General features: G+C 40.9%; 14 protein-coding genes. 12 read left to right on the top strand and 2 right to left on the bottom strand.

What is annotated here, in order from left to right:
* Window positions 1-77: 77 nt before the first annotated feature.
* The 3 genes from ACOSVQ_RS10435 (at window position 78) to ACOSVQ_RS10425 (ending at window position 2442) form a co-directional block, all read left to right on the top strand.
* A complete protein-coding gene (locus tag ACOSVQ_RS10435; RefSeq protein ID WP_491982508.1) occupies window positions 78-1229 on the top strand; it encodes a sialidase family protein in 1152 nt (383 codons plus the stop codon).
* A 62-nt stretch (window positions 1230-1291) separates the two neighbouring features.
* The gene (locus ACOSVQ_RS10430) at window positions 1292-1768 is read left to right on the top strand and encodes a NanQ anomerase/TabA/YiaL family protein (RefSeq protein ID WP_491982507.1); all 477 of its coding nucleotides are present in this window, start codon (window positions 1292-1294) and stop codon (window positions 1766-1768) included.
* Window positions 1765-2442, top strand: a complete 678-nt coding sequence (locus ACOSVQ_RS10425) for an SDR family NAD(P)-dependent oxidoreductase (RefSeq protein WP_491982506.1) — start codon at window positions 1765-1767, stop codon at window positions 2440-2442. The genes ACOSVQ_RS10430 and ACOSVQ_RS10425 overlap by 4 nt, the downstream gene beginning before the upstream one ends.
* A gap of 46 nt (window positions 2443-2488) precedes the next feature.
* Here ACOSVQ_RS10425 and ACOSVQ_RS10420 read toward each other — a convergent pair whose 3' ends face one another.
* A complete protein-coding gene (locus ACOSVQ_RS10420) occupies window positions 2489-3109 on the bottom strand; it encodes a response regulator transcription factor (protein ID WP_491982505.1) in 621 nt (206 codons plus the stop codon).
* Between the two features lie 488 nt (window positions 3110-3597).
* Between ACOSVQ_RS10420 and ACOSVQ_RS10415 the strand changes: the two genes are divergently transcribed.
* Genes ACOSVQ_RS10415 through ACOSVQ_RS10400 form a run of 4 tightly spaced genes read left to right on the top strand, consistent with a single transcriptional unit; the run spans window position 3598 to window position 5845 of the window.
* Window positions 3598-4218 (top strand): hypothetical protein, encoded by a 621-nt coding sequence (locus ACOSVQ_RS10415; protein WP_491982504.1) that lies wholly within the window; start codon window positions 3598-3600, stop codon window positions 4216-4218.
* 25 nt (window positions 4219-4243) lie between these two features.
* Window positions 4244-4570: a carbon storage regulator gene (locus tag ACOSVQ_RS10410; RefSeq protein WP_491982503.1), complete on the top strand. Its 327-nt coding sequence runs from the start codon at window positions 4244-4246 to the stop codon at window positions 4568-4570.
* A 1-nt stretch (window position 4571) separates the two neighbouring features.
* A complete protein-coding gene (locus tag ACOSVQ_RS10405) occupies window positions 4572-5249 on the top strand; it encodes a C39 family peptidase (RefSeq protein WP_491982502.1) in 678 nt (225 codons plus the stop codon).
* Window positions 5250-5266: 17 nt separating this feature from the next.
* A complete protein-coding gene (locus ACOSVQ_RS10400) occupies window positions 5267-5845 on the top strand; it encodes a hypothetical protein (protein ID WP_491982501.1) in 579 nt (192 codons plus the stop codon).
* Window positions 5846-5884: 39 nt separating this feature from the next.
* Here ACOSVQ_RS10400 and ACOSVQ_RS10395 read toward each other — a convergent pair whose 3' ends face one another.
* Window positions 5885-6880 (bottom strand): transporter, encoded by a 996-nt coding sequence (locus ACOSVQ_RS10395; protein ID WP_491982500.1) that lies wholly within the window; start codon window positions 6878-6880, stop codon window positions 5885-5887.
* 575 nt (window positions 6881-7455) lie between these two features.
* Here ACOSVQ_RS10395 and ACOSVQ_RS10390 point away from each other — a divergent pair.
* The 5 genes from ACOSVQ_RS10390 (at window position 7456) to ACOSVQ_RS10370 (ending at window position 12413) form a co-directional block, all read left to right on the top strand.
* Window positions 7456-8829, top strand: coding sequence for an L-cystine transporter (locus ACOSVQ_RS10390; protein WP_491982499.1), 1374 nt, complete (start codon window positions 7456-7458; stop codon window positions 8827-8829).
* A 234-nt stretch (window positions 8830-9063) separates the two neighbouring features.
* Entirely contained in the window at window positions 9064-9426 is a 363-nt protein-coding gene (locus tag ACOSVQ_RS10385) for a hypothetical protein (protein WP_491982498.1), read from the top strand.
* A 136-nt stretch (window positions 9427-9562) separates the two neighbouring features.
* On the top strand, window positions 9563-10042 hold the full coding sequence (locus tag ACOSVQ_RS10380) for a DUF2127 domain-containing protein (protein WP_491982497.1): 480 nt from the start codon (window positions 9563-9565) through the stop codon (window positions 10040-10042).
* Window positions 10043-10558: 516 nt separating this feature from the next.
* Window positions 10559-11527 carry a calcium/sodium antiporter gene (locus ACOSVQ_RS10375; protein ID WP_491982496.1) on the top strand — a complete coding sequence of 323 codons (969 nt, stop codon included), beginning with the start codon at window positions 10559-10561 and terminating at the stop codon, window positions 11525-11527.
* Between the two features lie 46 nt (window positions 11528-11573).
* Window positions 11574-12413, top strand: a complete 840-nt coding sequence (locus ACOSVQ_RS10370) for a mechanosensitive ion channel family protein (RefSeq protein ID WP_491982495.1) — start codon at window positions 11574-11576, stop codon at window positions 12411-12413.
* Window positions 12414-12432 lie beyond the last annotated feature (19 nt).

Below are 12432 nucleotides of genomic sequence, written 5' to 3'. Positions count from 1 at the left end.
CTTCCTTTTAACTAGCCCTCTTAATGAGGGCTAAATTTACCCTCTACATAAAAAATCCAAACAATGGAGTAGATTCAATGAATCAAGAAGTCATTACAGTTGTACGAGATGGCAAGTTGACTGCGACCAATGGTCAAATTTCTACCGCAATGTTACCTTCTGACTACCCACAAAACCATGCCTCGAATTTATTAGTACTACCGAACGGTGACATCTTGTGTACTTGGTTTGCCGGCACACAGGAAGGTGTCGCTGATATTTCAATCTTATGCTCACGACTACGTAAAGGTTCAGATGTTTGGGAACCGGCAGTGAAACTGTCAAATGATCCTGAGCGATCAGAACAGAACCCTGTACTATTTTTAGACCCTGACAATACTCTTTGGCTGCTTTGGACTGCGCAAATTTCCGGTAATCAAGATACGGCGATTGTACGTTACAGAAAATCAGACGATTTTGGTGAAACTTGGCAGGACATTGATGTTTTGATTGATAAGCCTGGCACATTTATCCGCCAGCCTATTGTGGTTCTTGATAATGGCAACTGGCTACTACCGATTTTCAACTGCACAGTAAAACCTGGTGAGAAATGGGTTGGAAACTACGATACGAGTAGTGTGAAAATTTCTGAAAACAAAGGTAAAACCTGGCGAGATGTTGATGTTCCTGAAAGCCTCGGTTGTGTTCACATGTCAATTGCATCACTTAAAAGTGGGTCTTTAATTGCGGTTTATCGTAGTCGTTGGGCGGACAATATTTATCAAAGTTATTCCCATGACAATGGTGAAACATGGACTGAGCCTAAAGCGACAGCGCTACCTAATAACAACTCATCCATTCAGGTTACCGCGTTGAATAATGGTGATTTAGCGATGGTCTTTAATAACATGAGTGCTGCTGGTGCAACTGATCGTCGTAGCTCTCTTTATGATGAAATTGAAGATGACAGCGGCGCAGTAGAACCAGAGATCATTGATGGCAAAAGTGCATTTTGGGGTGCGCCACGAGCACCAATGTCACTGGCAGTATCGAAAGATAACGGCGAGAGCTGGACTATCGTTGCGAACCTTGATGAAGGTGATGGTTTCTGTATGACGAACAATTCACAAGAGAAACTCAATAGAGAGTTTTCTTATCCGACGATTACTCAATCGGAAGATGGCGTTGTTCATGTCGCTTATACCTATTTCCGTCAGGCAATTAAATACGTTCGTATTAACCAACTGTAATTAATCAAAATATGTGTAGCCCGATAACTCATGGGGCTACATTTTCTCCAAGGGATACTGTCATGATATGTGGAAGCTTATTTTCTTTACAAACTGCGGGATTACCCGCTCCATTCAAAAAAATCCTCTCTTCTCCTAAATGTACATTTGAAGCTTTAACGAGTGCGGATGACCATAAATTACAACTCGCTGGTGAAGACTGGTTCTGTAATATTGGCCCGTCATTGACTCAGGAAGCTGAGTTGCGTCATACAGAGTTCCACAAATTGTACGCTGACATTCAGGTTGTATTGGATGGTGAGGAAATTATCAATTATGGTGTACTCAATTGTATGGATGAGCAAGCCATTGAGAAAAAGCCAGATTTACTAATCTTGAGTCAACCTAACCTTACACATTCAGTGCACCTGAAACCGGGAGATTTTGCCATTTTCTTACCGGGAGAGCCTCATCAGGCTTTATGCATGGTTTCTGAACCAAAACCAGTGCGTAAAGCGGTCTTTAAAGTGCCATTATCAATGATTGAGGAACGGCTATGAGTCGCCACGCATTAGTTACTGGCGTCAGTTCAGGTATCGGGCAAGCAATTGCAGAGACCCTGCTATCCAAAGGTTGGAGGGTTACGGGATTAAGCCGAACCAAAGTGGAGCATGAAAATCCTTACTTTGTCAGCCACTCTGTAGACCTGTTTGATACCAATAATTTGGTGGCGTGTTTAGAACAATTACCTCAGGTTGATGCGGTAATACATGCCGCAGGAAAAATGGTGGCGGCGCCGCTAGGGGAGCTAAATATAGAAGAGAGCCGATCTATATGGCATCTCCATGTTGGTGTGGCAGAAATACTGGCTAATCATTTTGCGGATAAGCTTGGCGACGGTGGCAGAATTGTGGTTATTGGTAGCAGAACATCTAAAGGTGTCGCCGGACGCTCGCAGTATGTTGCAACCAAATCTGCGCTATTTGGCATGGTTCGTAGTTGGGCAGCAGAGCTCGCTCCAAAGGGCGTTACCGCTAATATTGTCGCTCCTGGCGCGACTGAAACGCCGATGTTGTTAAATCCTAATCGACAATCCTCCCCACCTAAATTGCCACCTATTGGAAGATACATTTCACCTTATGAAGTTGCAGAGTATGTGAACTTCATTCTTTCTCCACATGCAGCCGCGATTACTGGGCAAGAGTTAGTAATATGTGGAGGTGCATCGCTGTAAGGTGATGCACCTATTTTTCGTAAAATGAAGACAATACGGCTACACATTATGCCCTAACCAACTTCATGAGCTTTATCGCATCTCGCCGTTTATGAACGTCGAGCTTTTTATATATCTTGTAGATATGAGTTTTTACTGTGCTTTCAGCAAGAAATAGTGTTTTGGCTATCTCGCAATTGGAGCTGCCATTCGACATCAAATTCAATATCTGCCTTTCTCTGTTCGTGAGTTGTTCTAGGCACTGGTGACTTGAACAACCTGGAATTCGATAAATATTGAGCATCCTTTCTAAACACTCTCGTGGAAGCCACAATCCTCCATCTAAAATGCAATCTATACTCTCGGGTAAATGCTCTATTTTTGCATCTTCCAAAAGCAGACCTTTTAACGATTTCCAGCGTATACACATATCGTTTTGCTTGTTTTCGGGGACGTTGAAAACAAGTACTCCTAAATTTAGTACATCAAAATCAGGAAGTTGCTGTGATTGCTCTAATGTCTGGTAAACATTGAAATCGATGATCACTAAATCGATTTTTTTTTGTTTTGATAACTCGGATACTTCGCACGTCTCAATGGCTATATTTTCAATTTTATTTAATTGATTTTTTATTAAATTATTTTGTAAGGCGTTCTCTGAGATTATCAACAAGTTTTTGATGTTCATAGGAAAACCTAGTTATTGGATAATATGTTGATATTTTTCTGGCGTTGTTTGATTAATAGGTTAGCAATGACCTGTTCAATTGGTCAATTTTTAGGATGTATTTATTATGAGTCGCTGGTATAAATAAACTTTAGTACTATTTTAAGTGAATTTATTTACAAGCTTATATTAAATAACTTATTGATAGATGTGCGTGTGTGTTTTTAATTACTTTTTAAATTATCACTTCAATGGTTGGTTATTAAAAAGTATCTATTTAGTCAGTGAAAATTATTGATAAAAACATACTTTTATACAACTTGTTAAAAATCTGTATCTAATCCTCTGATTTGAATTGTTTTTATTTTTTGTGTTTTTAGCGGAAGGAGGGGAAATTAATGTCTTATTTTTATTGGTTAATTTTATTTTAAAAACCCTATCTATAATGAATTTGCCTTTCGGCATTTAGCAGTAATTTAAAAACACTTAATTCACATGGAGTGAATATTATGAAATTATGTAAAACAGGTATCGCTATCGCTGTCAGTACATTAATGGCTAGTGGAGCTGCTTGGGCAGTAGCTGACAATAATGATGTGTTGAGCAACAACACAACGTACGTTGATGCGAGTGACACAACAACGACAACAACCAATACAGACTTGAGTGATAACAATAGTTTCAATGATACGAACAGTAACAACAGTTCTACTGACGTTGATCTATTGAGTAATAACGACACTGAAACGAACACTCTAACCAGCAATGACAACGATACAGACGTTGATTTGCTCAGTAACAACACCGATAACAGCGTCAACAATAGTGGAAATTCAACTAACTCAGCAAGTTGGACTGACAGTGCGAACACTTATAGCAACTCACAGAGTTATGAGTTGAACATTGATTCTGAAGTGGTCGTGGCTAATGCGTCACTAAGCGGCAATGTATCAGGTGTGGGCGTTAGCTATGGCGGTGGCTTCGTTAGTGCTGGCGTTAGTGTCAATAACATGAACTCTCTTGACGGTATGAGCGGTGCGGCAGGTATCGTCACTGTGTCCCAAAACTCTGGTGCTAACTCTTTGACACAACAAGCGGTAACTACCAACGCTTCATTGTTCACTGACTAATTTAATATCTAATCAGGAGTAAGCGATGCGCTTAGCAATAATCGCCTTGAGTGCGATGGCTTCGCTATCCGCTAGTGCCGATGATATTAATTTGACTGAACAAGAACTGTCTCCAGATGTTATGGAAAGTTCACGGGGTGGTCAATATTACATCGACATTGAGAGTATAACGGCATCGTCTGAACTTAATGGTGTCAATGCAGGCAACACGGTTAGTGATTCTGTGACTGGTAACAATATTATGTCATCAGGAGCATTAGCTAACAGTTCCGGTATTAACAGCGTTATTCAGAACAGTGGAAACAACGTGCTGATACAAAACTCAACGGTCGTAAACCTGACACTCAAATAATATGAACGTATATCGTTTTTTAGCTGTGACGGTGCTGCTTTTTTCTGCACCGTCATATTCATTAAATATACTGCCTAGCCGCGGTCAATATTCCGTGCCAGTTAAGAGCTACAGTGAAGTTGTGTTCGGTAAAGTTCTTCGCCAAAAATACGATTTCAGTTGTGGTTCAGCTGCTTTGGCATCATTACTTTCCTTCCATTACGACATGCCTTCTGATGAGCAAGACATTTTCCAGAATATGTTTGATAAGGGTGATAAGAAACTCATTGAGAAACAGGGGTTTTCTTTACTTGATATGAAAAACTATTTGGAAACAGTTGGTCTTAAGTCAGACGGTTTTAAACTCAATTTGACCAAAATTCGAGAGCTCGGCGTACCAGGAATTACTCTGGTTAACTTCGATGGTTACTTACATTTTGTTGTGATCAAAGGAATGAATGATGGCTATGTGATTCTTGGTGACCCTTCCAGAGGAACCATGAAAATGAAGTACGGAAAGTTTGAGGAGCATTATCAGGGAATTGTTTTACTTATTCGTAATCGAGCTGAGGTAGGGCGGACAACTTTCATTACGGATAACGATTTCTCTGTGTACGCTGCATCGCCAGTGAAACAAGGGGTGATGAGAGACAGCTCCGGAAACACCGGTATTCTGAGGCCAAACGTAGGACAGTATTGAACTCTATGGAGGGATCTATGAAATATCGTTACCTATTTGGAATCATGATAGCGTTAAATATTCCAGTAGGAGAGGTGGTAGCTAATTCGCTAACTGTTAATTCACCCGTTGCCAATACACTAACTAGTGGTGCTCAGCTGAAGTTGGATTATGTAAATCCTATGAATGACGAGCAGTTAGCCAGTTATCGAGGTGGTTTCAAAGTTCAAAATGACTACATAGTCAATATCGGGCTAAGTATAACGACAGCTATTGATGGCAATGTCATGCTTAATTCGAAAATCGCTAATTTAGTCATCCAGAATGGGAATCTGAAAAATCTCGCGATTACTAGCGAGGAAACTAAGGAAGCAGGGCTCGTAAACGTGATCCAAAATGGTAGTGGAAATCATATCTCTGTCGATGAGATATCTTCCTCTTATCGACCTGAAGTCGTTACTGCCTCTTCGATTACCAACATAGTCCAAAATACTTTGGATAACAGTGTGATTGGGCTGAGTACGATTGTCGATGTTGATGCACAAGTAGGTTCAGCTTTACAGCAAGTCCGAGTGGCAAAACAGCTTGAAGAAGCCGTTATGGCTCGCTTCTATTAATACCTCATATCCTTTCTACTGATTGTAGAAAGGATATTTTTAAAACGTTACGGGTACTCTCACCGAAAGCTGAAAGTCTGGGGTATCTTCAGTTAGTCCTGCTTGAGCACTTATCCCAATAGACGTTTTCTTGCTAATAGCGTAGTTGATTCCAAAGTTAAGTGCGTCTAGTTGGAGCAACTTCGCATCATCATTTTCCACACCGTTTATTTTACTTTTCAATATAGTTTTATGACTTAGACCGACAGAGAAAGAGAAGTCAGGATTAATGGCAAAACCAAAGCCACCACTAAGAGAAATGGTATCTCCCAGATCAATCTCAATTGGCTGATTACTGATTTCAACATCGTCTTTAAAATTATAAATGTAACTCAAACTCGAATAGATGACGGCGGGGTCGGAAGGGAAGATCATAGAAATTGAAGGCTCTACGCTCCAAAAACCTGAACCTGTTGGAACCTCCAATAGTGTATTTGTACTGGAATCTACATCTACATCATAGGGAGATTTCCCTGTATCAGATTTCACGATCAAACCCGCAACCCAATAGGGTGTTGTAAGGAAATTGAGTTGTTGGCGTAGAGCAAATTCCACATCACCAAGACCGCCGCCATCTAGGTTGGTGTTGATAGTGTTGGCTTCAGCGCCATCCTGAATTGGTCTAGTGGAAATTTGGTCGTTACGATAGACGTAAGGAAGCCTGAGCTCTAATTCTGTGCTGCGGGTTAATCCGTAGCGCATGGTTAATCCTGTAGTAATCGTTGTTCTGTCGGAGTCTGATACTTCAATTCGACCCACCAAAAGGGTGGGCAAAATAGTATAACCAACGACAGATACTTTATTTGAAGAGTTCTGTGTGTAGCTAATTGATGTATCAACAGCAAATTTTCCTTTTGGTGTTAATACACCCGGTCTTTCTATTATGTCATTAACAGATTGTGGGCGTTTAGCTTCCTCTTGCTCATCAGCAAAAACGGGTTGAAATAATCCACATAGAATTGGAAGAAAGGCAAGCGATGTATATTTAGTTAGCATGTTTATATTCTACTTTGTCAGGGTCTATTTAACTTAGATAAATATCTTTGAAAAATCTTTCTACACCCAGTAGGAATATGTTTGGTTATTGAATCTGGGAAATGTAATTGGCGTTACTCTACAAATGAGACATTGTGCCTAATTGGGGAATAATTAAAACAATATAATATAAAAGTTTATGGATATTTTTATTTGGCATACTTTCATAATACAGATTGTTAAAATTCAGACTTATTAAAGTATTTATTCTATTTTCATAATAATGAGTAATTGCTCTGTTAATGTCTATAGAGGGAAAAATAGATATGGCGGATAGGTGTGGTTTCGCATTTTAAATACTTTTATACATCAAGTTCGTTTTACTAATTCTCTAATCCAAGCATATCAATCTCATTTGCTCAAATGATATGTATTGCCGGCTTCACGTGTAAAAGTGTATGACGAAGCATTAAGAACGATTTTGCATATCCAAGAACAAATGCGAATTGGATCTGCTTAGGATAAACAACTACTTTACGCTCCTTTGTCAGAATTATATCTGAAATCCCCTTTTATCATTGTCTAAGGAATGTAGTATGTCTGTTGCGGTTATCGCTGCATTAGTAGTATTCGCCGGTATTCTCTTTATGTTGTTCAAACAACAGCAGAAGCAAAATACACTTTCACGCCTAGTTCTTTTGGGCCTTGTTTCAGGCAGCTTGTTTGGTCTTGGTCTACAACTCATTTTTGGTGAAGGTAATCCAGTTGTTGGTCAAACTCTTGATTGGGTTAAAGTCGTTGGTAGCGGCTATGTCGGCTTACTGAAAATGGTCATCATGCCATTAGTTCTAGTTTCTATGATTTCTGCGGTTGTGAAACTGGAGAAGGGTGGTTCGCTGGGTAAAATCTCAGGCTTAACCATTGGTGTGCTTCTTTTCACTACTGCAATCTCTGCGATTATCGGTATTGGTATTGCTCACGTATTTGGCCTAAGTGCAGAAGGTTTAACCGAAGGTGCACGTGAAACTGCGCGTATTGCAGTGTTAGAAAGCCGTTCTGCTAGCGTAAGCGATTTGACCATTCCTCAGATGCTTATCAGCTTTATTCCAACAAACCCGTTTGCTGATTTAACCGGCGCTCGTTCAACATCTATCATTGCCGTAGTTATTTTCGGTGTTCTGACAGGTATTGCTGCTCGTAAAGTGATGATTGAGAGAGAAGAATCGGCTTCTTCAATCCGTAGTTTCGTTGAGAACGCTCAGTTTGTCGTTATGCGCCTTGTAAAAATGATCATGGCTCTAACTCCATACGGTGTCGCAGCTTTAATGGCTAAAGTAGTAGCGACTTCAAGTGCGTCAGATATCCTGAATCTGCTTAGCTTCATCGTCGCTTCTTATGTCGCTATCGCTTTGATGTTTGTGGTACACGGTGTGTTGGTTGCGTTTGTTGGTGTAAGCCCGAAAGAGTACTTCGCCAAAATTCTGCCTGTTCTGACTTTTGCATTTACGTCACGTAGCTCTGCTGCAACGATTCCGCTAAACGTAGAAGCTCAAATTGAGAAGTTACGCGTACCGCCAGCGATTGCAAACCTATCAGCTTCATTCGGTGCAACAATCGGTCAAAATGGCTGTGCGGGTATCTACCCAGCAATGTTAGCTGTGATGGTTGCTCCTAGTGTTGGTATTGACCCACTAAGCATTCATTTCATCGTTTCTCTGGTGGCGATGATCACGATTAGCTCGTTCGGTATTGCTGGTGTGGGTGGTGGTGCGACTTTTGCGGCGTTGATTGTTCTACCAGCTATGGGCCTACCTGTTACTATCGTAGCGTTACTTATTTCGGTTGAACCGCTCATCGACATGGCCCGTACAGCATTAAACGTTTCTGGTGCAATGACTGCAGGTACTATTACTAGTCGTATCTTAGGTGAAACTGCTCCCGAAGAAGAGCTGCAAACTCAGAAAGCGTAAGCATATCAGTTCGACTAATTCGATAAAGGCAGGTATGAAACCTGCCTTTATTTTTGCCTCAAATATCCGCCACCGAGTCTATTTACTATTAAAGGGTGAATAGAACTTTAAAATAGTCCGCCTCATAAGCCATACCTGCCATGGGATATCACTCGAAACATAAATGCATTCAGTTGCTTATTATTCGTTTTCACCACCAGTGATCAGAATCGAAAATGAAAAGGAGCGAGTTAGATGCTAGAGAAAGTCGAAAACGTGATGGAAATGAATGGTCTTGAATTCGCGCGCAGCACATACAGTTTGACTGCGAAGTTTAGCTACGGGATTGGTAGCGTAAAAATCAGATACGATCCTGTGACCAATACTTACCCGTATAACTGCGGTGAAAAATGGATATGGGTGACCTGCTTCATCATGTTGGGTTTCTCCTTCGACATGATGCTCAATTCATCTGACTATATTTTTTCTGGATATTTAGCAGGGATGATGTTTGCGTCGGCAATGTTGAGCTTTTTTCAGCAGGCGCTTCTTCATATTCAGATGTTGGATATCAAAGCTCAGCTTAGATCTGAAGGCATATATCTTAAGTTTGGTTGATTGCAGAGATGATTCAAATAATCCCAACTCGGACATTTAAAGAGGCGAAGTAACAGAAGGCAATCAATGATTATAGGAACTAATATTGATAACAGTCGTCTGATTGCTATCGTATCTTGAGTTCCCCGAGGTGGGTATGACATCGTCTCATAAAGGCTTGAAGGCCATTGCCGTTTTAGAGGCTTTTAAAGGTCTTCTGTCTCTTATTGTTGCCTTTGGGCTTCATGTTTTGGCAGGTAAGAATCTTCAGCAAGTGGCTGAAACCATAGTCAGCCATGCTCATTTGAATCCTGCTGGCCGTATACCAAGTTTATTTATCCATGATATGAGCACATTACCCGAAGGTAAAATAGTGATTCTATCTATCGGTGTCTTTGTTTATGCACTGATTCGCTTTGTTGAAGCGTATGGACTTTGGCGCGGTTTTATTTGGATTGAGTGGTTTGCTCTGATAAGTGGTGGTGTTTATTTACCTTTCGAAATCTATGAAATGTATACCCATGTCAGCGCTATCGGTGTCGGTATTTTCTTGGTGAATGTCGTTGTTGTCTGGTACATGGCGCGTATTTTGTTGAGCAAACGTAAAGATAGGCGACTGACTTCTGAGGAAGTTTGAGTCGCTAAGTTGTTTATCAGTTCAAATAGTAGAACTAGAACAGTCAAGCTGGCCTCTTGCTTTTAAGTACACAATTTTTATCGATTAAACAATAGTATACGTTTCCCGACATGCAGAAATTTCGGTTTCATTTAATCAATTTCCTGTTGGGTTGATCATGTGTTCGTATTTATTTAACAAATAAATATTTGAAGCACGTCATATTCATCCGGTACAATCCAGCTCTGTTTAAGGGAGTAGCCTTCTTCTAATTTAGAAGAGTGAATGTCAACAGTCTCCAAGCCTTACGCTTGTGGTATTCACGTCCTATCTGGTTCTGGCAAGACTTAAGCAATATGAAGGTTCGGGTCGGATCTTTATTATTGCTTAATCGTTCGCCGACCCATTTGTGAAAGGGCATTTTCTTACGATGACAGCTATTTTCTTTTATCCGCGCTTATCCATTTCTATGGTTGAATCGCGTCTCAGCTCTAACTTACCTGCTTTTAAAATCCAGTCACTTTCAGGAGCTCGACTATGTTGCTAGCGATGCTTGCTATTGTTGTTGGTTTTGCATTACTTGTTTGGAGTGCAGACAGATTTGTTGACGGTGCAGCTGCTAGTGCAAATCATGCCGGTATGCCACCTTTACTTGTGGGTATGCTGGTGGTTGGGTTTGGTACATCGGCGCCAGAAATGGTGGTATCCATGATGGCTGCGATGGACGGTAACTCGCCGCTAGCATTAGGTAATGCGCTAGGTTCTAACATCGTTAACATCACTTTAATTCTTGGTTTAACGGCCATCATTGCCCCCATCGCTGTTCACTCGAATATTATTCGCAAAGAGTTACCGATTCTTTTGATCATCACTCTTGTTGTTGGAGCAATGCTTTGGAATCACGACATTAGCACGATGGAAGCTTGGCTATTGCTAGGTGGTTTCCTGTTCCTCATTTGTTGGTCAATTTGGCAGGCTATCAAGGGTAAAAATGATTCTCTAGACAAAGAGTTTAGTGAAGAAATTTCTCAGCAAAACATGCCATTAAAGCGCGCGATTTTCTGGTTAGTGCTTGGACTTATATTGCTGATCGCCAGTTCAAGAGTGTTGGTTTGGGGAGCGGTTGAAATCGCTACACAATTAGGTGTGAGTGATTTACTCATTGGTCTGACGATTGTTGCGTTAGGCACATCTTTGCCTGAGTTAGCTGCGTCAATCGCTGCTGCACGAAAAGGTGAACACGATATAGCGGTAGGCAATGTCGTTGGTTCAAACATGTTTAACTCGTTAGCGGTGATTGGTATTGCTGGAACGATTGAACCTATCAGTAACATTGGTGCAGAAGTGTTTTGGCGTGATTGGACATCCATGCTGATAGCCACTCTTATCTTGTTGTTTACCGCATTGTTCTGGGGAAAAACAAAGAGCATTACTCGTTCGGAAGGCTTGATACTTCTACTGTGTTATATCAGTTACAACACTTATCTCATCTATAACTCGCTATGAACGGGATTCATTTAAATAAAGACTTGTCATTCAAAACGGAAGAACCATGGAAACTTTAGTTAATCTTTACGAATTACATCAAGACCTGATTATTCAGCTGACGCAAAACAGCTTGCTCACGATCGTCGTTTTTATCGTCGCATCAATCGTTTCTAAGATCGTAAGACGTGGTGTTCACAAGGCTGCTGAAAAGTTAAGTGGCGGCGATGAAATTGTTTCTCGCCTACTTTCTCAAGTAGCCTATTACGCGGTTTATCTCGTCGCTCTGGTTATTATCCTTGACTTATTTGGTGTCAATACTGCCAGCTTGGTTGCCTTGTTGGGTGCAGCAGGCTTAGCGATTGGTTTGGCGCTTAAAGACACGTTAAGCAACATCGCCGCAGGGATTATGATCCTATTGCTTAAACCGATTAAGAAAGGTGAATTTGTTGAGTTTAGTAGTTACTCAGGCAAAGTAACCGATATTGGTTTGTTTACTTCGGTTTTTGAAACCGCTGACGGTTTGTACATATCCAGTCCAAACAGTGTGGTTTGGGGCTCTACGATTAGAAACTTTAGCCGTAATAACAAACGCCGTATGGATATTACCATCGGTATTTCTTACAAAGACTCGGTTGAAGTGGGCTTGGAAGTTCTGAATAAATTGGCGTCTGAGCAAGAGGCGATTCTTAAAGATCCTGAACCAAAAGTGATTGTCCATATGCTTGCAGATAGCTCTGTTAACCTGCAATTGCGAGCTTGGGCTCCAACAGACCAGTACTGGGATACTTATTGGGCAATCCAAAAGCAGATCAAATCAAGAATTGAAGAGGCAGGCTTGACCATACCGTTCCCACAACGAGATCTTAACATCAAGTGGACTGATGAAATGCCAGTTAAGCGTTAGGACTTATAGGCAGCATTTG

The organism is Vibrio sp. HM8-C (genome assembly GCF_058630515.1).
Note: the sequence above shows the minus strand (reverse complement) of the source record. Positions and strands in the feature narration are given on the sequence as shown.

Coding starts and splice junctions, on each gene's coding strand:
- ACOSVQ_RS10410 (WP_491982503.1), top strand. CDS start 4,244: ATGCGCTTAGCAATAATCGCCTTGAGTGCGATGGCTTCGCTATCCGCT.
- ACOSVQ_RS10400 (WP_491982501.1), top strand. CDS start 5,267: ATGAAATATCGTTACCTATTTGGAATCATGATAGCGTTAAATATTCCA.
- ACOSVQ_RS10390 (WP_491982499.1), top strand. CDS start 7,456: ATGTCTGTTGCGGTTATCGCTGCATTAGTAGTATTCGCCGGTATTCTC.
- ACOSVQ_RS10375 (WP_491982496.1), top strand. CDS start 10,559: ATGTTGCTAGCGATGCTTGCTATTGTTGTTGGTTTTGCATTACTTGTT.
- ACOSVQ_RS10425 (WP_491982506.1), top strand. CDS start 1,765: ATGAGTCGCCACGCATTAGTTACTGGCGTCAGTTCAGGTATCGGGCAA.
- ACOSVQ_RS10405 (WP_491982502.1), top strand. CDS start 4,572: ATGAACGTATATCGTTTTTTAGCTGTGACGGTGCTGCTTTTTTCTGCA.
- ACOSVQ_RS10370 (WP_491982495.1), top strand. CDS start 11,574: ATGGAAACTTTAGTTAATCTTTACGAATTACATCAAGACCTGATTATT.
- ACOSVQ_RS10415 (WP_491982504.1), top strand. CDS start 3,598: ATGAAATTATGTAAAACAGGTATCGCTATCGCTGTCAGTACATTAATG.
- ACOSVQ_RS10430 (WP_491982507.1), top strand. CDS start 1,292: ATGATATGTGGAAGCTTATTTTCTTTACAAACTGCGGGATTACCCGCT.
- ACOSVQ_RS10395 (WP_491982500.1), bottom strand. CDS start 6,880: ATGCTAACTAAATATACATCGCTTGCCTTTCTTCCAATTCTATGTGGA.
- ACOSVQ_RS10380 (WP_491982497.1), top strand. CDS start 9,563: ATGACATCGTCTCATAAAGGCTTGAAGGCCATTGCCGTTTTAGAGGCT.
- ACOSVQ_RS10385 (WP_491982498.1), top strand. CDS start 9,064: ATGCTAGAGAAAGTCGAAAACGTGATGGAAATGAATGGTCTTGAATTC.
- ACOSVQ_RS10420 (WP_491982505.1), bottom strand. CDS start 3,109: ATGAACATCAAAAACTTGTTGATAATCTCAGAGAACGCCTTACAAAAT.
- ACOSVQ_RS10435 (WP_491982508.1), top strand. CDS start 78: ATGAATCAAGAAGTCATTACAGTTGTACGAGATGGCAAGTTGACTGCG.